Raw genomic sequence first — 21756 nt, forward strand, 5'->3', positions numbered from 1 at the left:
AGCCGCCCCCGGCCATGGATGGCCGATGGCGGCGGGCCCACGGAGCAGGACCGGAGCGAGGGCATGCCGAGCCTAGGCGAGGCACCGAACGAAAGTGGCAAGAGCGCTTTGGTTACTTTCGCGCTTTTCGAAAGTGACTCGCTGTAAAAGCGAAACCAATAGTCGCCGTTACCGAAGAAACGGATATACACCCAATCCCCCCGCCACAAATGAGCGTGAACGCCTGAAGCACCAAGGCGTTCACCATAAGACGACGAAGGGACTTTAAACCTTGAGCGTTAAAGCTAGTCTGAAGAGTAAGCCTTACAACGGCTGCCGCCGGCGATTGCCGGACACTGACACTGCCTGCCACGAGCAGGTGCGCATTGAGGTCACTATGAAAATCCGCGAGCTTGCCCATCACTGGGAAGAAAACGCCAAGGGTCGCCTGACCGACACCGGATACTCGATTCATCTGGATGTGGAAGCCGCCGCACGACTGGCGGCCATTATCGATATGTACCCCAAACGGCAGCCCGAAGAACTGCTCGGCGAACTGATCGGCGCCGCCCTGGAAGAGCTCGAAAAAAGCTTCCCGTACGTGAAGGGCTCAACCGTCGTGGCCACCGACGAAGAAGGTGATCCGCTGTACGAAGACATCGGTCCGACTCCACGTTTTCTCGCATTGTCCCGTCGTCATTTGCACGACTTGTCGGCCGTCGACGACAAACAGAAACACTGATTACCGCACTTCTTTCCCCCTCCCAAAATGCGTATTCCTGGCCCCTACAGGGCCGGGAACACTGCTGCTCGCGATAAGAATTCCCGGCTTAGAGACTTGTCCGCTCGGTCAAAGTATTTCGGGCAATGGGCCATATTCTCTGAACTTTCGAAAAACCTCTCGGGTCACACCCATTAACCACGCCTGGGACGGCCGTTTTGAAACACCCCCGGAAATTGAAGGTTGCGGCTCCTTGCCCAGGATGGATTTTTAAGTTTTTCAGGAGTTTTTCCAATGGAGTTGAAGACCATGAAGACCCGAACTGCCAAATCCTCGTTCCCCCCTCTGCGTAGCCTGAAACTGGCTGCACTGGCCATCGGCAGCAGCTTCGTTCTGGCCGGTTGTGCCGGTAACCCGCCAAGCGAGCAATTCGCCGTGACGGAATCGGCGGTCAACAGCGCCGTCAGTGCCGGCGGTACCGAGTTTGCGGCGGTGGAAATGAAATCCGCCCAGGACAAGCTCAAACAAGCCGAAATCGCCCTGCACGACAAGAAGTATGCCGAAGCCAAAGTCCTGGCCGAACAGGCCGAGTGGGACGCTCGCGTGGCTGAGCGCAAGGCCCAGGCTATCAAGGCTGAACAGGCTGTGAAGGACTCTCAGAAAGGTGTTCAAGAACTGCGTCAGGAAAGCCAGCGCACCGTGCAATAAGCGGCCGGCAAGACGTACTTCTTACTCGATTAAAAGGACGAAACCACCATGCGTAAACAATTGATGATCCCTGCCCTGCTGGCCGCGAGCGTTGCACTGGCTGCCTGCTCCACGCCGCCCAACGCGAACCTGGAACAGGCTCGCACCAACTACACCGGCCTGCAAACCAACCCGCAAGCCAGCAAGGTCGCGGCGCTGGAAACCAAAGAAGCCAGCGATTACCTGGACAAGGCCGACAAGGCTTACCAGGACAAAGAGGACCAGGCCAAGGTCGATCAACTGGCTTACCTGACCAATCAACGTGTTGAAGTGGCGAAGCAGACCATCGCCCTGCGCAACGCTGAAGCCAATCTGAAAAATGCTTCCGCGCAGCGTGCCCAGGCTCGTCTGGATGCCCGCGACGCGCAGATCAAGCAATTGCAGGACAGCCTGAACGCCAAGCAAACCGATCGCGGTACCTTGGTGACGTTTGGTGATGTGTTGTTTGCCACTGACAGGGCTGATCTGAAGTCCAGCGGTCTGGTGAATATCAACAAACTGGCGCAGTTCCTCTCGGAAAACCCTGATCGCAAAGCGATCGTCGAGGGTTACACCGACAGCACGGGCACTGCGAACCACAACCAGTCGCTGTCCGAGCGTCGTGCCGGTTCCGTGCGCATGGCGCTAGTGAAAATGGGCGTTGATCCAGCGCGTATCGTGGCGCAGGGTTACGGCAAGGAATACCCGGTGGCCGAGAACGACAGCGTCTCTGGTCGTGCGATGAACCGTCGGGTGGAAGTGACCATTTCCAACGACAACCAGCCGGTGATCCCGCGTTCGGCGGTCAGCTCGAACTAAGCTTCGTCTGCTGAAACACAAAAGCCCCGCCTGAGTCGATCAGGCGGGGCTTTTGTTTTTAAGATCGGGCGCTACGGTTGCAACTTCTGCGGGGTTTCCTCACCCATGCAGCGCACGGCTTTTTTCTTGTTGTTGACCAACACACCGCTCAGGCCTTTCTGCTCGGTGTCGAACATCACCAGCACGCCATCGATGCATTGCGCGACTTGCGGGGCCGGCTCCAGCGAGACTTTGTAGTCTTCGCCCGGCACCGTCTTGAGCATGGTGAAGTCGCTGAGCAGCAGCGCATCTTCGGGTTTGGCGAAGTGCAGGTAGCCGTAGAACCACAGGGCTCCGACAGTGCCGAGGATGCTGCAGATACCGGTGATGATCAGCGGGATGGCGTTACGTTCTTCACTCATTGCGGACTCTCTGGTGGTTCATCTTCAGAATTTTTCGGCGCCGGGTAGTTCGGAACTTCACCCAGGCGGCGCAGACCGTTGAAATGCTGTGGGTCATCGAGAAAACGCAGCATGACTTTGCGCCAGACCGGATCGGCGAACGTCTGCACATGACCGCCACGGGTCAGTTGCAGCACCCGCGGCGGCGGCGCAGCTTGATACAGACGGATGCCGTTGGAAAGGGGCACGATCGGATCGTCGATGCTGTGATAGATCAGTTTCGGCATGCCATTGAGCTGCGCCATGGAATGGATCGCGCTGTCGCCGTCCGGCACCAGCCAGGACAGCGGCACCTGAAACATCCAGGTCAGCCAGGAATGGCTCAGGGCAAATTGACCGATACTGCGGTAACTGGCGGGCACGCCGTCGAGGACAATGGCCTTGAGTTGTTTCTGGCGTTCGGGGTGCTGAACCAGATAGTGCACGGCCATCGAACCGCCTAGGCTTTGGCCCAGGAGAATCAGCGGCTTGCCCTTGACCTCCGGCGCCTGATCGAGCCATTTGAACGCGGCGTCGATGTCCTGATAGATCTCTGGCAGCGTCGGCTCCCCCTCGGACAGACCGTAGCCGCGATAGTCCAGCAACAGCACTTGATACCCTTCTTTCGGTAACCACCAGCTCCCCCCAAGGTGCATGGGCAGGTTGCCGCCGTTACCGTGCAAATGCAGCACCGTGCCTTTGACCTCGACACCTTGTTTGGCCGGCAACCACCAGCCGTGCAGCTTGAGGCCGTCGGCGGTGGTCAGGGTGACGTCGCGGTATTCGAGTTTGGCTTTTTCCGGGGTAAACAGCTGACCGGGCTCGGGGTAGAACAACAGCGAGCTGCAGCCGCCGAGTGTCAGGAGCAGGCAAACAATGCCGAGGAATCTCATCCGTTGAAACCTCGCAAAAATGGATTGAAATACAAATCCCTGTAGGAGTGAGCCTGCTCGCGATAGCGGTGTGTCAGTCAACATCAATGTTGAATGTTGAACCGCAATCGCGAGCAGGCTCACTCCTACAGGGGAATTTCGTGATCGTTAGAGGATATTGGAGTAATCCGCTTCGATCCGGTCCAGGCTCAGGTGATTGAGGAAGTTGGAGAAGCACATCCACGCCGACAGCGCGTTCAGGTCACGGAACTGATCCGGCAGATACTTCGGTGGCACCACCAGCCCTTCGTCCACCAACTGGCGCAAGGTACGCATGTCTTCCAGCGTGGTCTTGCCGCAAAACAGCAGCGGTATCTGCTCAAGCTTGCCTTTACGCACGGCCAACTGAATGTAGTTGTAAACCATGATAAAGCCCTTGAGGTAGGACAAGTCTTTGGTAAATGGCAGACCTGTCGGCACCGAGCCACGGAAAACCCGACTGGCGTTGCCGTAGCTTTCCGCCATTTCAAAGCCTTGCTCGCGGAAGAACTCGAAGATCTGCAGGAAGTCCGCACCCTCTTCCACCATGTGAATGGCGCGGGTGCGGTTGGTCAGTTTGCGCAGGCGACTCGGGTACGAGGCGAACGTGATGATTTCCATCAGGATCGCCAGGCCTTCCTGAGTCACTGTCGATGACGGCGGACCTTTGGAGAGGAAGGTGCAGATCGGCTGGTTCAGACCATTGAGCGTGGTGCCCACATGCACCAGCCCTTCGTGGACTTCCAGAGCGCGCACGTCACGGTCGTTGAACATCGCGTCGGCGCGGATCTTGATGTAGTCGGCGCCAGCCGCGGCATCGGCGACGATCCCGTCGGACTCGAATACGCGAATGGTTTCCTCAGCCTCGCCGAATACCTTGTTCAAGCGGGTTTGCAGCAGGTGGACGGCTTCCTTGGCGGTGAGGATTTTCGGTTCGTCCTTCAGGTCGCCACGGCCATCGATGTTGTTCAGGTAATCCGAGAGCATCAGGCCCAGGTCAGAAAGGGTCGGATCGCCGGCGTGGAACGCGTCGGAAGCGGCACCGTAAAGCTCCTGTGAAATCAGCCCGAAATCCTCGGTGCCGCGCGCTTCGAGCATGCGCACCACCATGCGGTATTCCTTGCACATGCGGCGCATGATCTGGCCGACCGGGTTGAACTGACCGAGCTGACGGGTGATGTCGCGTTCGATGTTCTGGAATTCCAGCTTCACCTTGCTGGAGTCGAACGCCAGCGGCCGGTTCAGGTAGTAATCGCGGTCCACCGCCGGCATTTCCTTGCCCTTGGCCTTGAGGAAACCCTTGCGAATGTTGTCGTCCCACTTGACGGCATCGAGAACGCGAATCGGCGTCTGCGCCAGCACAATGCGATCGGACAAAATGCGTATCGACTGCTGGTAATCGTCCACCCGAAACTCCTGTAGAAAAACCGTTTACGTGCTGGGTTATTTGGCTTTGGCCAGGCGCTGATAGCGCACGGCCTCGACGAACACATCGGAATTGGCCGGGTCGTCAAGGTAGGCGAAGACCTGGTCCAGATTGTTGTTGATCAACACACCGTCGCCGTCGTCGGTCTGGAAGCCTTCGCCGCTGAGGACTTTTTGCCTCAGGGCCTGGTTGATCTGCTCGAGGTCGAGGTTATAGACCACCAGTTCATGCTTATCGCTGAGTTCAAAACCCAAGAGAGTGAAATTTCCACCAAATTGCGCCGGCACCTTGGCCGACAGATACCAGCGACTGCCATGGCGGGTCACCGTGAAGGGATACGCTTCGCGCTCCTTGGGTTTAGCCTTGAAGTAGCTGACGGCCTGATAGTGATTGTCGCCGAGGCGTGTCAGCTCCAGATTCAGCGGCTCGCCCCAGGCGTTGGTGCTGGTCCATTTGCCGAGCAACCCTTTAGGTGCGGGCTCACTCGAGGGCAGCGGCTCCTTGAAGGTCACCAGACAGCCACTGAGCAGCAGGAACGACAAGGCGATCACAACGACACGCCAGGCTTTCATTCAACACTCCCTTTGAATACACGCGAACCTCATGTGAACACCGCCCCCTGTAGGAGCAAGGCTTGCCCGCGAAGGCGGTTTAACATTCAACAACTACGTTGACTGAAACATCGCTTTCGCGGGCAAGCCTCGCTCCTACAGGGTGTAGCTGCGCCGCGAGGGTTACACCGACGCCAATACCAAATGCATGTAGCGGGTCAGGATGCCGAGCATTTCGGCTTCGGCGACAGGCTCGGCGTCGTTGAGCAGGCCCTGATATTCCATCCGTCCGATAATCGCCGTCAACACTTTGGCATCCTGTTGTGGCTCGCGGGAACCCAACACCTCGAAAAAATGGCAGGTGCCTTGCAGAAGAATTTGCTGATGCGAGCGCACCAACATCGCCAGGCGCGGGTTCAACAGGGCCTCCTGACGGAACGCCTGCTCGGCCATCAAGTGTTCGCGACGGTTGTGTAACTGGCGCTGCACGTAATCGGCGGTCAGGCGTGCGATATCGTCGGCCAGCTGTGAACGGGACTCGGGACCGCCATCGCCATAAGCAACCATCTCGCGCAGCAGGCCTTCGTTGCTGGCCCACAACTTGGCCATGAACGCTGCGCTGCGTTCCACGTATTGGGCAAAGGTATCGGTGAGCAGGTCATCGATATCCTTGAAATAGTAAGTGGTGGCCGACAGTGGCACACCCGCCTCGGCGGCCACCGCGCGGTGACGCACGGCCCGCACGCCATCGCGCACGACAATGCGCATCGCCGCATCGAGAATATCCTGTCGACGCTGCTCACTGCCCTGTCGGCTGGCCTTGCGACCCTGGTACTGAACACTTTCAGCGACCGCAGTGGCGACGCCCGCTGCACCCTCTTGAGCAATTGCACGGTTCACGACAGGTATTCCTCTCTTACTTCAAAAGTAACCAATTGATACGTTTGTACCAGACAGGCAATAAAAAGCCGCCTGTTTTAGGCGGCTTTTTTATTGAAACACTTACGCTTGTGGCCGCATGTGCGGGAACAGGATCACGTCGCGGATCGACGGGGAGTTGGTCAGCAGCATCACCAGACGGTCGATGCCGATACCTTCACCGGCCGTTGGCGGCATGCCGTACTCCAGCGCGCGAACGAAGTCGGCGTCGTAATGCATGGCTTCATCGTCGCCGGCGTCCTTGTCGGCCACCTGCGCCATGAAGCGCTCGGCCTGGTCTTCCGCGTCGTTCAACTCGGAGTAGGCGTTGGCGATTTCGCGGCCACCGATGAACAGTTCGAAACGGTCGGTGACGTTCGGGTTGTCGTCGTTACGACGGGCCAGCGGCGACACTTCGAACGGGTACTGAGTGATGAAGTGCGGCTGCTCCAGCTTATGCTCGACCAGCTCTTCGAAAATCATCACCTGCAATTTGCCCAGACCTTCGAAGCCCAGCACCTTGGCGCCGGCCTTCTTGGCGATGGCACGGGCCTTGTCGATGTCGTTCAGGTCGTCAGCGGTCAGCTCAGGGTTGTACTTGAGGATCGAGTCGAACACCGACAGACGCACGAACGGTTCGCCGAAGTGGAACACTTTGTCGCCGTAAGGCACGTCGGTGCTGCCCAGGACCAGCTGTGCCAGTTCGCGGAACAGCTCTTCGGTCAGGTCCATGTTGTCTTCGTAGTCGGCGTAAGCCTGGTAGAACTCCAACATGGTGAATTCAGGGTTGTGACGAGTCGAAACGCCTTCGTTACGGAAGTTGCGGTTGATCTCGAACACTTTTTCAAAACCACCGACCACCAGACGCTTGAGGTACAGCTCCGGCGCGATGCGCAGGTACATGTCCATGTCCAGGGCGTTGTGGTGTGTTTCGAACGGCTTGGCCGCTGCACCGCCTGGAATGGTTTGCAGCATTGGTGTTTCGACTTCCAGGAAGTCTCGTTTCATCAGGAAGCTGCGGATGTGCGCGATGACTTGCGAACGAACACGGAAAGTCTGGCGCACGTCGTCATTGACGATCAGGTCAACGTAACGCTGACGATAACGGGATTCGGTGTCGGTCAGGCCGTGGTGCTTGTCCGGCAGCGGGCGCAGGGATTTGGTCAGCAGGCGCACGCTGGTCATTTCGACGTACAGGTCGCCCTTGCCGGAACGCGCCAGGGTGCCTTCGGCGGCGATGATGTCGCCCAGGTCCCAGGTTTTCACCGCGGCCAGGGTTTCTTCGGACAGGGTTTTACGGTTGACGTAAACCTGGATGCGACCGGACATGTCCTGGATCACCATGAACGAGCCACGGTTGAGCATGATGCGACCGGCAACCTTGACCGGGATTGCAGCCTCTGCCAGCTCTTCCTTGGTCTTGTCCGCGTACTGTTTCTGCAAATCTTCGCAGTAGTTGTCGCGGCGGAAGTCGTTCGGGAAGGCATTGCCCTTGGCGCGCTCGGCAGCCAGCTTTTCCTTGCGCAGGGCGATCAGGGAGTTTTCTTCCTGTTGCAGGGCTTGCGGGTCGAGTTCTAGGTCGCTCATGTCTTTAAAAATTCCATCACAGGTTCGTTGCCCCCACCGGTGGCAGGGGACTTAAGGTCTTGACTGGCGGTTTACAGGCCTTGCTTCAGGCTGGCCACCAGGTATTCGTCGATGTCGCCGTCGAGCACCTTGTCGCAGTCACTGCGTTCGATGTTAGTGCGCAAATCCTTGATTCGCGACGCATCGAGCACGTAAGAGCGAATCTGATGACCCCAGCCGATGTCCGACTTGGTGTCTTCCAGGGCCTGGGAGGCGGCGTTGCGTTTCTGCACTTCCTGCTCGTACAAGCGCGCCCGCAACATTTTCATCGCGGTGTCTTTGTTGGCGTGCTGGGAGCGTTCGTTCTGGCAGCTGACCACGGTGTTGGTCGGTACGTGAGTAATCCGTACGGCCGAGTCGGTGGTGTTTACGTGCTGACCACCGGCACCGGAGGAGCGGTAGGTGTCGATGCGCAGGTCCGACGGGTTGATGTCGATTTCGATGTTGTCATCGATTTCCGGCGACACGAACACGGCCGAGAACGAGGTGTGGCGACGGTTGCCGGAGTCGAACGGGCTCTTGCGCACCAGACGGTGCACGCCGATTTCGGTCCGCAACCAGCCAAAGGCATATTCGCCCTTGATGTGGACAGTGGCGCCCTTGATCCCGGCGACTTCACCGGCCGACAGTTCCATGATGGTCGCGTCGAAACCGCGTTTGTCGGCCCAGCGCAGGTACATGCGCAGCAGGATGTTGGCCCAGTCCTGGGCCTCGGTGCCGCCGGAGCCGGCCTGGATGTCCAGGTAGGCGTTGTTGGCGTCCATCTCACCGCTGAACATGCGACGGAATTCGAGTTTTTCCAGCGACTCGCGCAGGCGCTCGACTTCGGCAGCGACGTCATCGACGGCGGCCTGGTCTTCTTCTTCGGCGGACATCAGCAGCAGGTCTTTGGCGTCGGCCAGGCCTGAATGCATTTCGTCGAGGGTTTCGACGATCTGGGCCAGCAGGGATCGCTCGCGGCCCAGTTCCTGAGCGTACGACGGGTTGTTCCAGACAGACGGATCTTCAAGCTCGCGATTGACTTCAGTCAGACGCTCATGCTTTTGATCGTAGTCAAAGATACCCCCGAATAGTTTCGGAGCGCTCGGACAGGTCCTTGATACTGTTAAGGATCGGGTTGATTTCCATGGCGGGCAGCACTCGTTGGCGAACTTTTGAAAGCCGGCGAGTATAACGTAATCAGGCTGTCACGGCAGCCCGCCTGGCGGCTTTAGGGGCGAATGGATTGAGGTTATTTGCCTGGCTTGAGATCGCTCCCCTCACCCTAACCCTCTCCCCAGAGGGTAGAGGGGACTGACCGAGGTGTTCTTCGTACTACATCGACCTGAATTACCGAGCCGAACTCAGGACTCGAAAACCATGGAGATCGGCTCCCTTTCCCCCTCTCCCCCGTGGGGAGAGGGCTGGGGTGAGGGGTGGATTCAAGCCACAGCACAAAATCCCAACCAATCCTCACTCAATCCCAACCTGATTACGCCCATTGTTCTTCGCCAGGTACAGCCCCTTGTCCGCCGCCAAGATCAATTGACGGCAATCGCCGCCCGGTTGCGGGGTCATGGTCGACAGGCCGATGCTGATGGTCAGGCTCGAACCTTCGGCCGGAAAAATGTGCGGAATCTTCAATGCCGCCACGGTCTGGCGAAGTTTTTCCGCGACCATTCGCGCGCCGCCCGGCGACGTATTGGGCAGCACCATGGCGAATTCTTCGCCGCCGTAACGAGCCGGCAGGTCCGAAGGCCGGGCGCTGGCATCACGAATCGCCGTGGCCACTTTGCGCAGGGCTTCATCGCCTTCAAGGTGGCCGAAGCTGTCGTTGTAGGACTTGAAGTAGTCGACATCGATCATCAGCAGCGACAGTTGACTCTGGTCACGCAGCGAACGGCGCCACTCAAGCTCCAGGTATTCGTCGAAATGCCGGCGGTTCGACAGCCCGGTCAGGCCGTCTGAGTTCATCAGGCGCTGCAGCACCAGGTTGGTGTCGAGCAACTGCTGCTGGCTGACCCGCAACGCGCGATACGCTGCGTCACGCTGCAGCAACGTCATGTAGGAGCGCGAGTGATAGCGGATGCGCGCCACCAGTTCGATGTTGTCCGGCAACTTCACCAGGTAATCATTGGCCCCGGCCGCAAACGCCGCGCTCTTGATCAGCGGGTCTTCCTTGGTCGACAGGACAATGATCGGGATGTCCTTGGTGGCCGGATGATTGCGGTACTCGCGCACCAGACTCAAGCCGTCAAGACCGGGCATCACCAGATCCTGGAGGATCACCGTCGGTTTGATGCGGATCGCGTGGGCGATGGCCTGGTGCGGGTCGGAGCAGAAGTGGAAGTCGATGTTATCTTCGTTCGACAACCCGCGGCGCACCGCCTCGCCGATCATTGCCTGATCGTCCACCAACAACACCATGGCGGCGTTTTCGTCGGTTTTGAAGTCGTCGAGCTGTAAATCATTCATGGGCAGTCACCTGAGTACTACTTGGGCCAGATTGCTGTGAAATGTCTTCATTTGGGGAAAATCTCCAGCAATCGTGGCGCTATCTTTTCCAGTGGGCGAATCTCCACAGCGGCGTCGATGGCCGCTGCCGCCTTCGGCATTCCGTACACCGCGCTGCTGTTCTGATCCTGAGCGATGGTCAGGTAGCCCTGTTGGCGCATGAGTTTAAGCCCCTGAGCGCCATCGCGTCCCATGCCGGTGAGCAAAACACCCACGGCATCGCCGTTCCAGTAATTGGCCACGCTCTCGAAGAACACATCGATCGAGGGCCGGTAGATCTCGTTGACCGGTTCGGCGGTGTAGGCCAGCGTGCCGTTTTTCAACAAGCGAATATGGTGATTGGTGCCCGCCAGCAACACCGCGCCGGCCTGCGGAGGCTCACCTTCCTGGGCCAGGCGCACGTTCAGGCCGCTGGAACTGCTGAGCCATTCGGCCATGCCGGCGGCGAACACCTGGTCAACATGCTGCACCAGCACGATGGCGGCCGAAAAATCCAGCGGCAACCCCTTGAGCAATACTTCCAGCGCGGCCGGCCCACCGGCGGATGAGCCAATGGCGATCAGGCGCTGGCGCGAAGCCGAATTGCGCAGCGGGCTCGGGGCGGCTCGCTCCCGATTGCCCCGGTCACCGATCAGCCAGCCGATGTTCATGATCTTGCGCAGTAACGGGGCCGCTGCCTCTTGGGCATTGCCGGCACCGATGGCCGGCGTATCGACCACATCCAGCGCTCCGTGGCCCATGGCCTCAAACACCCGATGCACGTTCTGCTCGCGGTCGACCGTCACGATGACAATCGCGCACGGCGTTTCAGCCATGATCCGCCGGGTCGCCTCCACGCCATCCATCACGGGCATGATCAGGTCCATCAGAATCAGATCCGGAGTATTTTCAGCGCAACGCCGCACCGCCTCGGCCCCATTACTGGCGACCCAGACCACCTCGTGCGCCGGATCAAATGCCAGGGCGCGGCGCAGGGCCTCCACCGCCATGGCCATGTCGTTGACGATCGCTATTTTCATCCACGTGCTCCTCCAATGAGCTCAACCACTGCGTCAAGCAGGGCGTCGTCATGAAAACTGGCTTTGGCTAGATAGTAGTCGGCTCCAGCGTCCAGTCCACGGCGACGGTCCTCTTCACGATCTTTGTACGACACCACCATAACCGGAAGGGATTGCAGGCGACTGTCCCGGCGCAATAAAGACACCAGTTCAATGCCATCCATGCGTGGCATATCGATGTCGGTGATCAGCAGATCGAAATCCTCCGAACGCAAGGCGTTCCAGCCGTCCATACCGTCCACCGCCACCGCCACGTCGTAGCCGCGATTGAGTAGCAACTTGCGCTGCAGCTCACGCACGGTCAGCGAATCGTCGACCACCAGAATCCGTTTCCGAGCCGATTCAACCGCCTGGCTGCCCTGACGGGCAATGCGCTCAAGACGCCCGGTATTGAGCAGTTTGTCCACCGAACGCAGCATGTCTTCAACGTCGACGATCAGCACCACCGAACCATCGTCGAGCAAGGCCCCGGCGGAAATGTCCTGCACCTTGCCCAGACGCTCGTCCAGCGGCAAAACGACCAACGTCCGCTCGCCGATAAAACGCTCGACCGCCACGCCGTAAATCGCCTCGCGTTCGCGAATCACCACCACTTTGAGGGTTTGCTGACTGTTCTGGCTCGCCGGACGTTGCAATAGCTGACTGGCCGCGACCAGCCCGACATGCCGGCCTTCGTGCCAGAAATGCTGACGGCCTTCGACCTGGACAATGTCCGCCGGCTCCAGATCGCACATTCGTTCGATGTGGGCCAGCGGGAAGGCATACGCCTCGTCACCGACTTCCACCACCAGACTGCGCACCACCGACAGGGTCAGCGGCACTTCGAGATGGAAACGACTGCCCTCGCCCGCCACCTGCTCCAGCACGACCGCGCCGCGCACCTGGCGCACCATGTGCTGGACCGCATCCAGGCCGACGCCACGCCCGGAGACTTCGGTGACCGTGTCGCGCAAGCTGAAACCCGGTAGAAACAGGAAGGTCAGCAGCTCTTCTTCACTCAATTGAGCAGCGGTTTCGGCCGGGGACAATTGGCGCTCGATGATGCTGCGGCGGACCTTTTCCAGATCGACGCCATTGCCGTCATCGCTCAGTTCCAGCACCAACAGACCGGCCTGATGAGAGACGCGCAAACGGATCAGGCCTTCAGCGCGTTTGCCCGCCAATAGCCGTTGCTCCGGGGATTCAATGCCGTGATCCACGGCATTGCGCAGCAGGTGAGTCAGCGGCGCTTCAAGTTTCTCCAACACGTCGCGGTCGACCTGGGTTTTCTCGCCCTCGATCTCCAGCCGCACCTGTTTGCCGAGGCTGCGACCGAGGTCGCGGACCATGCGCACTTGCCCGGTCAACACATCGGCAAACGGCCGCATGCGGCAGGCCAGCGCCGTGTCGTACAAGACTTGCGCCCGTTGACTGGCCTGCCAGGCGAATTCATCCAGTTCGGCGTTCTTTTCCACCAGCAATTGCTGAGACTCAGCCAGTAGCCGACGAGCGTCTTCGAGGGCTTCCTGTGCTTCCAGACTCAAGGCATGTTCCTTGAGGTGGACGTTGAGGTTTTCCAGTGCCCGCAGGCCGTTGTTCTGCATACGCTTGAGGCGTTGCATGGTGGCCAGGTGCGGTTTGAGCCGCAAGGTTTCCACCAGGGATTTGCTAGACAGATCCAGCAGGCTGTTCAGGCGTTCGGCCGTGACGCGTAATACGCGCTCGCCATTGTCGATGGTGCGTCTAGTCTGGGGCGCTGGCTCGTCGGGCGCTGCCGGGGGGGCTTCGGTGGCGGCCGGCATGGGCGGCTCAACCTTGGGCGTCGGCGGTTCCAGCTGAAGTTCTGCCATCGGCGGCGCGATGGGGGTAGCCACCATGTGTTCAAGCAGCCGTCCCATCAAGACGACGTAAGCTTCGATATCCGCAGGCGCCGGAGCGTTGCCCGGCGTCGCAATTCGCATCAGCAGATCAGTGCCTTGCAACAGTGCATCAATGTATTCGGGCCGCAGGTACAGGCGCCCTTCCTGGGCGCTGACCAGGTAATCTTCCATCACATGGGCGACGGCGACCCCGGCATCGACGCCGACAATCCGCGCCGCACCCTTAAGCGAATGCGCCGCGCGCATGCACGACTCGAGGTAATCGGGCTGGGTCGGATCGCGTTCCAGCGCTAGAAGACCTGTACTCAGCACCAGCGTCTGGGCCTCGGCTTCCAGACTGAACAGTTCCAGCAAAGAGGCGTCGCGCATTTGCTCGGGGGTCATGTGAGGCTCCGGGTCACGGCGGACAACAGCTGTTCTTCATCCAGCCACCGCAGGCTGCGACCTTTGAATTGCAACACGCCACGGGTGTATTTGGCGCTGGCCTGAGCGCCGGAGCGGGACGCCGCCTCGAGGATGCGTTCGTCGATGGCGTGAATCCCGTCCACTTCATCCACCGGTACCACCACCGGTCCGCCATGGGCCGCAATGATCAGCATGCGCGGCATGACCCGCGCACCAGACGCCACGCTGCTGGCACCGTCGAGCCCGAGCAATTCCACCAGCGACAGGCACGCCACCAACGCGCCGCGCACATTCGCCACGCCGAGCAAGGCCCGGGAGCGTTGGTGCGGCAGGGAATGAATCGCTTGCAGCGGCGCGACTTCCACCAGACTCCGAGTGGCCAGTGCCAGCCATTCTTCGCCCAGACGGAACATCAGCAGCGAACGGGTTTTGACCTCGCTCTCGACCGCCGTGGTGACTTGCCCACGGTCCTCCTGCTGCAGCGCGTAGCGGTCGAGCAAGCGCGTCGCCGCGGCCGAATACACCGCGCAATTGCGGCAGTGAATGTGATCGCTCAGTAGCGGGCAGGACTTGTCGCCGTGGATACCGATGCGGTTCCAACAGTCGTCGATGGCCTGGGCATCTTCATGGGTGAGACTAAAGGTGTCGGCGGCGTTCATCGTTTACGCTCACTGTCAGCGGCGCGCTCGCTGCGGGCGGCGCGGTCCTGCAATCGTCTGGCTCCCGCCGTGTCGCCCAGGGATTGCAGCAACGCCGCCAGGTGCATCAACGCGTCGGGATGTTGCGGGTCGAGGTACAACGCCTTGCGATAAAAACCCTGGGCCTCAAGGACTCTGCCGGCGACATCGCTGAGCAAGCCCAGCCAGTAAAACACTTGGGCCACCGGTTCATGACTGCGCAAATAGCTATCGCACGCGGCGCGGGCCTCGGCACTTTTGCCTTCGTTGGCCAGCGCGGCGATATTCGCCAGCAGTGCGGCGGAGTCCGGGTTGGCGACTTTCGTCACGGCAGGCAGCGGCGCTACCGTTGCGAAGGGCCGGCTGCGAACGGGCGGCGGTGCCACGCTGCGCACCGGTTGGCTCACCGGCAGAGGCGTCGGCACGAACGTCGCAATGGGCGCGGGCTCTGGTGCGCTCTGGCGACTGAACGCAAAGGACTGCGGGATGCCGATCGAACGCATGCCAAAACGGCCGAGCAAGCTGCCCTCGGCCGGGCCGATAAACAACACGCCGTCGAAATGGGTCAGACGCTTGAGCACTTCGAACACTTGCTGCTGGGTCGGCTGATCGAAATAGATCAACAGGTTGCGGCAAAACACAAAGTCATAAGGCGGCTCGTTGGCCAGCAACGTCGGATCCAGCAGATTGCCGACCTGCAAACGCACTTGTTCGAGCACTCGCCCGCTGAGGCGATAGCCCTCCTCGCCTTCAGCGGTGAAATGCCGGTCGCGAAAGGCAATGTCCTGGCCACGGAACGAATTCTTGCCGTACAGCGCGCGCCGGGCTTTTTCCACCGACAACGGGCTGACGTCCATGCCTTCGACCTTGAACTGGTGCGGCTGGAGCCCGGCATCAAGCAACGCCATGGCGATGGAATACGGTTCTTCACCGGTTGAACACGGCAGGCTGAGAATCCGAAGGGCGCGCATGTTGTTGATGTCGCTCAGGCGTTTGGCGGCCAGTTTCGCCAACGTGGCGAAGGATTCCGGGTAACGGAAAAACCAGGTCTCGGGGACGATCACCGCTTCGATCAGCGCCTGCTGCTCGTCCTGCGAACCCTGCAAGATGTGCCAGTACTCATCCGCCGTCAGCGCGTTGGATGCCGTGCTGCGTTGACGCACCGCACGCTCGATGATCGCCGGGCCCACCGATGTCACGTCGAGGCCGATGCGCTCTTTGAGGAAATCGAAAAACCGCTGATCGCTGTTCATGGCCGCTCCTCAAGCAGCGCCAGGTCCAGAGGCTGCGACGGAAACAGCAGCGCGCGAACCTGATCGTCGAGCAAGTCGGCGACCCGCACCCATTGCAGCAAACCCTGGGCATCTTCACGCACCGGCCCGAGGTACGGCGCCTGCCGATTGTCCAGGCCATAGGGCTGAAAATCCGCCGGGTTACAGCGCAAGGTGTCGCTGGCTTGTTCCAGAATCAGCCCGAGCAATTGCGCCTCAGCGGTTTTATCCGGGCGGTAATTGACCAGCACCAAGCGCGTACTGGTGCGAGCCTGGGCCGGTTGGCCGAACGTCAGCGCACTGAGGTCGATCACCGGCACCACCGCGCCACGGTAAGCGAACACCCCGGCCACCCATTCCGGCGCGCGAGGAATCGGTTTCAACGGCAGACGCGGCAGCACTTCCGCCACCTCGATAGCCTGCAAGGCATAGCGCTCGCTGCCGATGCGGAACACCAGAAACAATGATTGCAGCGCCGGCTTCACGGCGGTGCGCTTGGCCGTGGGTTCGCTCATCAGACTTTGAATCGCGAAACGCCACTGCGCAGCCCTACGGCCACCTGGCTCAGTTCGTCGATGGCGAAACTGGCCTGGCGCAGGGACTCGACGGTCTGGCTGCTGGCATCGCCCAACTGCACCAGCGCATGGTTGATCTGCTCCGCGCCCGTGGCCTGGGCCTGCATGCCTTCGTTGACCATCAGCACTCGCGGTGCCAGTGCCTGGACCTGATGGATGATCTGCGACAGCTGCTCGCCGATTTGCTGCACTTCGGACATGCCGCGGCGCACTTCTTCAGAGAACTTGTCCATGCCCATCACCCCGGCCGACACCGCCGACTGGATCTCGCGCACCATCTGCTCGATGTCGTACGTGGCGACGGCGGTCTGGTCCGCCAGACGCCGCACTTCGGTAGCGACCACGGCAAAACCGCGGCCGTATTCACCGGCCTTTTCGGCTTCGATGGCGGCGTTGAGGGACAAGAGATTGGTCTGGTCGGCGACCTTGACGATGGTCACCACCACCTGATTGATGTTGCCGGCCTTCTCATTGAGGATCGCCAGTTTGGCGTTGACCAGATCGGCCGCGCCCATCACCGAGTGCATGGTCTCTTCCATCCGCGCCAGGCCTTGCTGCCCGGAACCGGCGAGCACCGAGGCCTGATCGGCGGCGGTGGAGACTTCAATCATCGTGCGCACCAGATCCCGCGAAGTGGCCGCAATCTCACGGGACGTTGCGCCGATTTCGGTGGTGGTGGCAGCGGTTTCGGTGGCGGTCGCTTGCTGTTGCTTGGAGGTGGCAGCGATCTCGGTCACCGAGGTGGTGACCTGCACCGAGGAGCGCTGGGCCTGGGACACCAGGGACGTCAGCTCGGTCATCATGTCGTTGAAGCCGGTTTCCACGGCGCCGAATTCGTCCTTGCGCGCCAGGTTCAAGCGGTTGCTGAGATCACCGGTGCGCATTATTTCGAGGATCTGCACAATGCGGTTCATCGGCGCCATGATCGCGCGCATCAACAGCAGCCCGCAGAGGCCGGCGGCCAGCACCGCGACCAGCAGGGAAATGCCCATAATGACTTTCGCGGTGTCCACGGAGTCATCGATGTTCGCGATTTCCTGGTCGGCCACCGCTTTGTTTTCGCGAATGATGTCATTGAGCTTCACGCGACCTGCGGTCCAGGCCGGGGTCAGTTGCTCGTTGAACATCTTGATGGCTTCAGCTTCCTGATTGCGCTTATGCAAATCGACCACGGCAGCCAGAACCTTGTTGTAATCGTCATGGAGCTTTTCAAAAACGGCGAACTCGACCTTGTCTTCATCCGTGGTGATCGTGGTTTGGTAGTTACTCATCTGCTCTTGCAGACGCACCGCGAAGTTTTTGAAGTTTTCAGCCTCTTCAGCGCTGAAGCCCTGCCCCTCCTTAAAGCCCAGCATTTCCTGGGTTCGCAGGTAAGTGTCGACCCAGGCACTGCGTATCATCGAGCTGTAATACAACCCGGGCAGCGCGTCTTCACGGACGCTGGCTTCGCTGGCTTCGATCTTCAACAGCCGGGAATACGACACGACGACCATCAGCAACATGATCGCGATAATCACCGCAAAGCTCGCCAAGATGCGTTGGCGCAACGTCCAGTTCTTCACAGTCAGTCCTCGGGAGGCATTTCAAATGCTGCGGAGTATAGCTGAGGGTGGTGTTTCATTTATAAGACTGTTGCGAGGGGTGAATCGGAAGAAACGGGCCGTGGAATGGCAATGAAATCTGTGGCGCTGCTGAAAATGCCATCGCGAGCAGGCTCGCTCCCACACTTGACCAAATTGTCCAAACGGACACGATCTGTGTGGGAGCGAGCCTGCTCGCGAAGAACGATGACGCGGTTTAACTGGCTAAACACCGACTCCGATGGATCGAGGTTATCCAGAGCCCTCGCGGAACGCGTTTTTTTTTAACAACGCTTAGATAGAAGCCTGGCGAACCTGCTTTTCCAGCTCAGCCTTCAACCCAGGCTCAAGCTTGAGCTGACGCGCCAGTTCATCGAGGTAGGACTTCTCCATGAAGCTCTCCTCATCCACCAGCATCACACTGGCGATGTACATCTCGGCAGCCATTTCCGGCGTGCTGGCAGCGCGGGCGACTTCTGTTGGGTCGAGCGGCTTGCTGAGTTCGGCGTGCAGCCAGTGCTGCAATTCCTGATCGTTGTCGAGTTTGGTGAATTCGCCCTCGATCAGCGCACGTTCGCGTTCATCGACATGGCCATCAGCTTTAGCGGCGGCCACTAGCGCTTTGAGAATCGCCTGGCTGTGCAGCTCGACTTGCTCTGCCGGCAAACGATCAAGGGTTTGTGGTTCAGACTTCGGCGCGAAGCCCTGCTGGGCCTGCCAATTACCGTAGGCCTTGTAGGCAATGACGCCGAGCGCTGCGAGGCCGCCGTAGATAGCGACTTTGCCGCCGACATTGCGGGCCTTTTTGCTGCCGAGCAACAGGCCCATGGCACCCGCCGCCAACGCCCCGCCGCCTGCGCCCGAAAGCAAACTGCCGAGGCCGCCCGAACCGCCGCTGCCGCCGAACAATCCGCCCAGGCCACCGCCAGAAGCCTTGTTTTGTGAGCCGCCGGCCTTGTTCTGCAACATATCCTGACCGGACTTGAGTAGCTGATCGAGCAATCCACGCGTGTTCATTTGCCGCCTCCAAAAAAGGGGTTAACCGGATCAATAAGGCCACCAGCCTAGATCGAAAGTGCCCGGCATTCGGGGGCGAGAGTGCTTCGAGATGTTGCGCAGCGCCGTTCAGCTGACCACGGCCCTTCAGAAAAATGGATATACACTCAAGCAAATCTATAAAAACCGCCCACCGGGTACTTTCTCCATGATGACCCTGCGTCAGATCCGTCACTTCATCGCCGTGGCCGAGACCGGCTCGATCTCCGCCGCCGCGCAAACCGCGTTCATTTCTCAGTCCACCCTGACCCTGGCCATCCAGCAACTGGAGCAGGAAATCGGCGTCGGCCTGTTCAACCGTCACGCCAAGGGCATGACGCTGACCCACCAGGGCCACCAATTCCTACGCCAGGCGCACCTGATTCTGGCGACGGTGGACAACGCCAAACGCAGCCTGCAACAGAGCACCGATCAAGTCGCCGGGCAGTTGATCATCGGCGTGACCAGCCTGGTGGCCGGTTACTACCTTGCGGATCTACTCACCCGTTTCCAGCGCGCCTACCCCAATGTCGAGATCCGGGTGATGGAGGACGAGCGCCCTTACATCGAGCATTTGCTGGTCAGCGGCGAGATCGATGTGGGCGTGTTGATCCTCTCCAACCTCGAAGACCGCCACGCCTTGCAGACCGAAGTGCTGACCCACTCGCCCCACCGGTTATGGCTGCCGGCCCAGCATCCGCTGCTGGAACACGACAGCATCAACCTCGCCGACGTGGCCCGAGAGCCGCTGATTCAGCTGAACGTCGATGAAATGGACCGCAACGCCCAGCGCATGTGGACAGCGGCCTCCCTACAACCGCGCATCACCTTGAGAACGGCGTCGACGGAAGCGGTGCGAAGCCTGGTAGCCGCGGGATTGGGCGTGTCGATCCAGCCCGACATGACCTACCGCCCGTGGTCACTGGAGGGCGACATCATCGAAGCGCGCCCGATCGCGGACTTGAGCCAGACCCTCGACGTCGGCCTGGCCTGGCGTCGTGGCACCGCGCGCCCCGCGTTGGTGGACCCGTTCCTGACCGTCGCCCGCGAGCAACCCCACGGCGGGCGCAAGCCATCTATTTAATCGAACGCCACCTTCAGTATTTAGAATTTGTCGACCTCGGGCCTGAGCACTAGTCTTGCTACATCTATAAGACGGCCGGGCCCCAGTCACAGGGAGCAGCATGGCCACACAAGAAAAGAGAACCCGAAAAATGGCTGGCGCGCAGACCCCGTTGTTCACCGCGTTGTTGATCGATGGCGAATTGGTCGCGGGCCAGGGGTTTGTCGAACCGATCCTCAACCCGGCCACCGGAGAAGTGCTGACGCACATTGCCGAAGCGAGCACCGAGCAGGTCGAAGCCGCCATTCTCGCCGCCCACCGCGCCTTTGCCGGTTGGTCGCGGACCACGCCGCAACAACGCTCGAACCTGCTGTTGGACATTGCCAACACCATCGAAAAACACGCCGACCTCCTCGCCCGTCTCGAATCCCTGAACTGCGGCAAGCCGTTGCACCTGGCGCGTCAGGATGACTTGAGCGCGACGGTTGATGTGTTCCGCTTCTTCGCTGGCGCCGTGCGTTGCCAGACCGGCCAGCTCAGTGGCGAATACCTGCCGGGCTATACCAGCATGGTCCGCCGCGATCCGATTGGTGTGGTGGCGTCGATTGCGCCGTGGAACTACCCGATCATGATGGCTGCGTGGAAAATCGCCCCGGCCCTGGCCGCCGGCAATACGCTGGTGTTCAAACCCTCCGAACACACGCCTCTGTCGATTCTGGCCCTGGCCCCAGCGCTGGCCGAGATCCTGCCGCGCGGTGTGATCAACATCATTTGCGGCGGCGGTGAAGGTGTCGGCAGTCACTTGGTCAGTCATCCTAAAGTGCGCATGGTGTCGCTGACCGGCGATATCGTCACCGGGCAAAAAATCCTGCAAGCCGCAGCAAAAACCCTGAAACGCACTCACCTCGAACTCGGCGGCAAGGCCCCGGTGATAGTCTGCAACGATGCGGACATTCAAGCCGTGGTCGAAGGCGTGCGCACTTACGGTTATTACAACGCCGGCCAGGATTGCACCGCAGCGTGCCGAATTTATGCACAGGCCGGGATTCATGATCGCTTGGTGGCCGAGCTCGGCGCGGCGGTCAGCAGCCTGCGCTTCGCCGGCAAACGCGACGCCGACAACGAGATCGGCCCGCTGATCAGCACCCGCCAGCGCGATCGCGTGGCCAGTTTCGTCGAGCGCGCCCTCGGCCAGCCGCACATCGAACGGGTGACCGGCGCGGCCGTGCATTCCGGTGCCGGCTTCTATTACCAGCCGACGTTGCTGGCCGGCTGCAAGCAGACCGATGAGATTGTCCAGCGCGAAGTGTTCGGGCCGGTGGTCACCGTGACCCGTTTCGATCAGCTCGAACAAGCCGTGGACTGGGCCAACGACTCGGAATACGGCCTCGCCTCCTCGGTCTGGACCCAGAACCTGGACAAGGCGATGCAGGTCGCGGCGCGCTTGCAGTACGGCTGCACCTGGATCAACAGCCATTTCATGCTGGTCAGCGAAATGCCCCACGGCGGCCTGAAGCGTTCGGGCTACGGCAAAGACTTATCCAGCGATTCGCTCCAGGACTACAGCGTGGTGCGGCACATCATGGCCCGCCACGGCCAGCATCTCTGACTACGCTTATAACAAGCCGCTAACGGCCTGCTTCA

The 21756-nt window shown here is 60.2% G+C and carries 20 protein-coding genes; 5 read left to right on the top strand and 15 right to left on the bottom strand.

The features are described from left to right. The first annotated feature begins 376 nt into the window (after nt 1-376). The 3 genes from QF010_RS15730 to lptF all read left to right on the top strand — a co-directional run bounded on the left by QF010_RS15730 (nt 377) and on the right by lptF (nt 2245). Nucleotides 377-721: a pilin assembly protein gene (locus tag QF010_RS15730; RefSeq protein WP_429513166.1), complete on the top strand. Its 345-nt coding sequence runs from the start codon at nt 377-379 to the stop codon at nt 719-721. Between the two features lie 273 nt (nt 722-994). Beyond that, a complete protein-coding gene (locus QF010_RS15735; protein WP_033056340.1) occupies nt 995-1408 on the top strand; it encodes a DUF4398 domain-containing protein in 414 nt (137 codons plus the stop codon). Nucleotides 1409-1456: 48 nt separating this feature from the next. After that, nucleotides 1457-2245 (top strand): lipotoxin F family OmpA-related lipoprotein LptF, encoded by a 789-nt coding sequence (gene lptF, locus QF010_RS15740; protein WP_033056342.1) that lies wholly within the window; start codon nt 1457-1459, stop codon nt 2243-2245. A 71-nt stretch (nt 2246-2316) separates the two neighbouring features. Here lptF and QF010_RS15745 read toward each other — a convergent pair whose 3' ends face one another. From QF010_RS15745 to QF010_RS15815, 15 genes are all read right to left on the bottom strand, one after another. Next, entirely contained in the window at nt 2317-2646 is a 330-nt protein-coding gene (locus tag QF010_RS15745) for a PA3694 family proteiin (protein ID WP_033056344.1), read from the bottom strand. Then, nucleotides 2643-3557 (bottom strand): alpha/beta hydrolase, encoded by a 915-nt coding sequence (locus tag QF010_RS15750; RefSeq protein ID WP_033056346.1) that lies wholly within the window; start codon nt 3555-3557, stop codon nt 2643-2645. Before QF010_RS15750 ends, QF010_RS15745 begins: the two co-directional genes overlap by 4 nt. A gap of 147 nt (nt 3558-3704) precedes the next feature. Then, nucleotides 3705-4982 (bottom strand): flavohemoglobin expression-modulating QEGLA motif protein, encoded by a 1278-nt coding sequence (locus tag QF010_RS15755; RefSeq protein WP_129441557.1) that lies wholly within the window; start codon nt 4980-4982, stop codon nt 3705-3707. Between the two features lie 36 nt (nt 4983-5018). Then, nucleotides 5019-5573: a hypothetical protein gene (locus QF010_RS15760; protein ID WP_429533474.1), complete on the bottom strand. Its 555-nt coding sequence runs from the start codon at nt 5571-5573 to the stop codon at nt 5019-5021. Nucleotides 5574-5735: 162 nt separating this feature from the next. Beyond that, a complete protein-coding gene (locus QF010_RS15765; RefSeq protein WP_046053314.1) occupies nt 5736-6452 on the bottom strand; it encodes a TetR/AcrR family transcriptional regulator in 717 nt (238 codons plus the stop codon). A 102-nt stretch (nt 6453-6554) separates the two neighbouring features. Beyond that, nucleotides 6555-8057 (bottom strand): lysine--tRNA ligase, encoded by a 1503-nt coding sequence (gene lysS, locus QF010_RS15770; protein ID WP_033056355.1) that lies wholly within the window; start codon nt 8055-8057, stop codon nt 6555-6557. Nucleotides 8058-8128: 71 nt separating this feature from the next. Then, nucleotides 8129-9224, bottom strand: a protein-coding gene (gene prfB, locus QF010_RS15775; protein WP_095920368.1) for a peptide chain release factor 2 whose coding sequence is annotated in 2 segments (ribosomal slippage) — nt 8129-9151 and nt 9153-9224 — 1095 coding nt in all. Because the reading frame shifts where the segments join, the coding sequence is not laid out codon by codon here. Nucleotides 9225-9548: 324 nt separating this feature from the next. Further along, nucleotides 9549-10550: a diguanylate cyclase domain-containing protein gene (locus QF010_RS15780; RefSeq protein ID WP_429533475.1), complete on the bottom strand. Its 1002-nt coding sequence runs from the start codon at nt 10548-10550 to the stop codon at nt 9549-9551. A gap of 47 nt (nt 10551-10597) precedes the next feature. Next, on the bottom strand, nt 10598-11608 hold the full coding sequence (cheB, locus tag QF010_RS15785; RefSeq protein ID WP_429533476.1) for a chemotaxis response regulator protein-glutamate methylesterase: 1011 nt from the start codon (nt 11606-11608) through the stop codon (nt 10598-10600). Continuing rightward, entirely contained in the window at nt 11605-13890 is a 2286-nt protein-coding gene (locus QF010_RS15790) for a hybrid sensor histidine kinase/response regulator (RefSeq protein WP_429533477.1), read from the bottom strand. Before QF010_RS15790 ends, cheB begins: the two co-directional genes overlap by 4 nt. Then, nucleotides 13887-14570 (bottom strand): chemotaxis protein CheW, encoded by a 684-nt coding sequence (locus tag QF010_RS15795; RefSeq protein WP_429533478.1) that lies wholly within the window; start codon nt 14568-14570, stop codon nt 13887-13889. The genes QF010_RS15790 and QF010_RS15795 overlap by 4 nt, the downstream gene beginning before the upstream one ends. Then, the gene (locus QF010_RS15800) at nt 14567-15841 is read right to left on the bottom strand and encodes a CheR family methyltransferase (protein ID WP_429533479.1); all 1275 of its coding nucleotides are present in this window, start codon (nt 15839-15841) and stop codon (nt 14567-14569) included. Before QF010_RS15800 ends, QF010_RS15795 begins: the two co-directional genes overlap by 4 nt. Next, nucleotides 15838-16374: a chemotaxis protein CheW gene (locus tag QF010_RS15805; RefSeq protein ID WP_429533480.1), complete on the bottom strand. Its 537-nt coding sequence runs from the start codon at nt 16372-16374 to the stop codon at nt 15838-15840. The genes QF010_RS15800 and QF010_RS15805 overlap by 4 nt, the downstream gene beginning before the upstream one ends. Further along, a complete protein-coding gene (locus tag QF010_RS15810) occupies nt 16374-17996 on the bottom strand; it encodes a methyl-accepting chemotaxis protein (RefSeq protein ID WP_429533481.1) in 1623 nt (540 codons plus the stop codon). Before QF010_RS15810 ends, QF010_RS15805 begins: the two co-directional genes overlap by 1 nt. Before the next feature lie 312 nt (nt 17997-18308). Continuing rightward, nucleotides 18309-19031, bottom strand: coding sequence for a tellurite resistance TerB family protein (locus QF010_RS15815; RefSeq protein WP_429533482.1), 723 nt, complete (start codon nt 19029-19031; stop codon nt 18309-18311). Between the two features lie 187 nt (nt 19032-19218). Here QF010_RS15815 and QF010_RS15820 point away from each other — a divergent pair, with 187 nt between their 5' ends. Together QF010_RS15820 and QF010_RS15825 are read left to right on the top strand one after the other, a co-directional pair. Continuing rightward, a complete protein-coding gene (locus QF010_RS15820; protein ID WP_008151654.1) occupies nt 19219-20133 on the top strand; it encodes a LysR family transcriptional regulator in 915 nt (304 codons plus the stop codon). 100 nt (nt 20134-20233) lie between these two features. Beyond that, nucleotides 20234-21721, top strand: coding sequence for a gamma-aminobutyraldehyde dehydrogenase (locus QF010_RS15825; RefSeq protein WP_429533483.1), 1488 nt, complete (start codon nt 20234-20236; stop codon nt 21719-21721). The last annotated feature ends 35 nt before the right edge of the window (nt 21722-21756 follow it).

Source organism: Pseudomonas silensiensis, from assembly GCF_050434865.1.
Taxonomy (GTDB): Bacteria; Pseudomonadota; Gammaproteobacteria; order Pseudomonadales; family Pseudomonadaceae; genus Aquipseudomonas; species Aquipseudomonas fluorescens_W.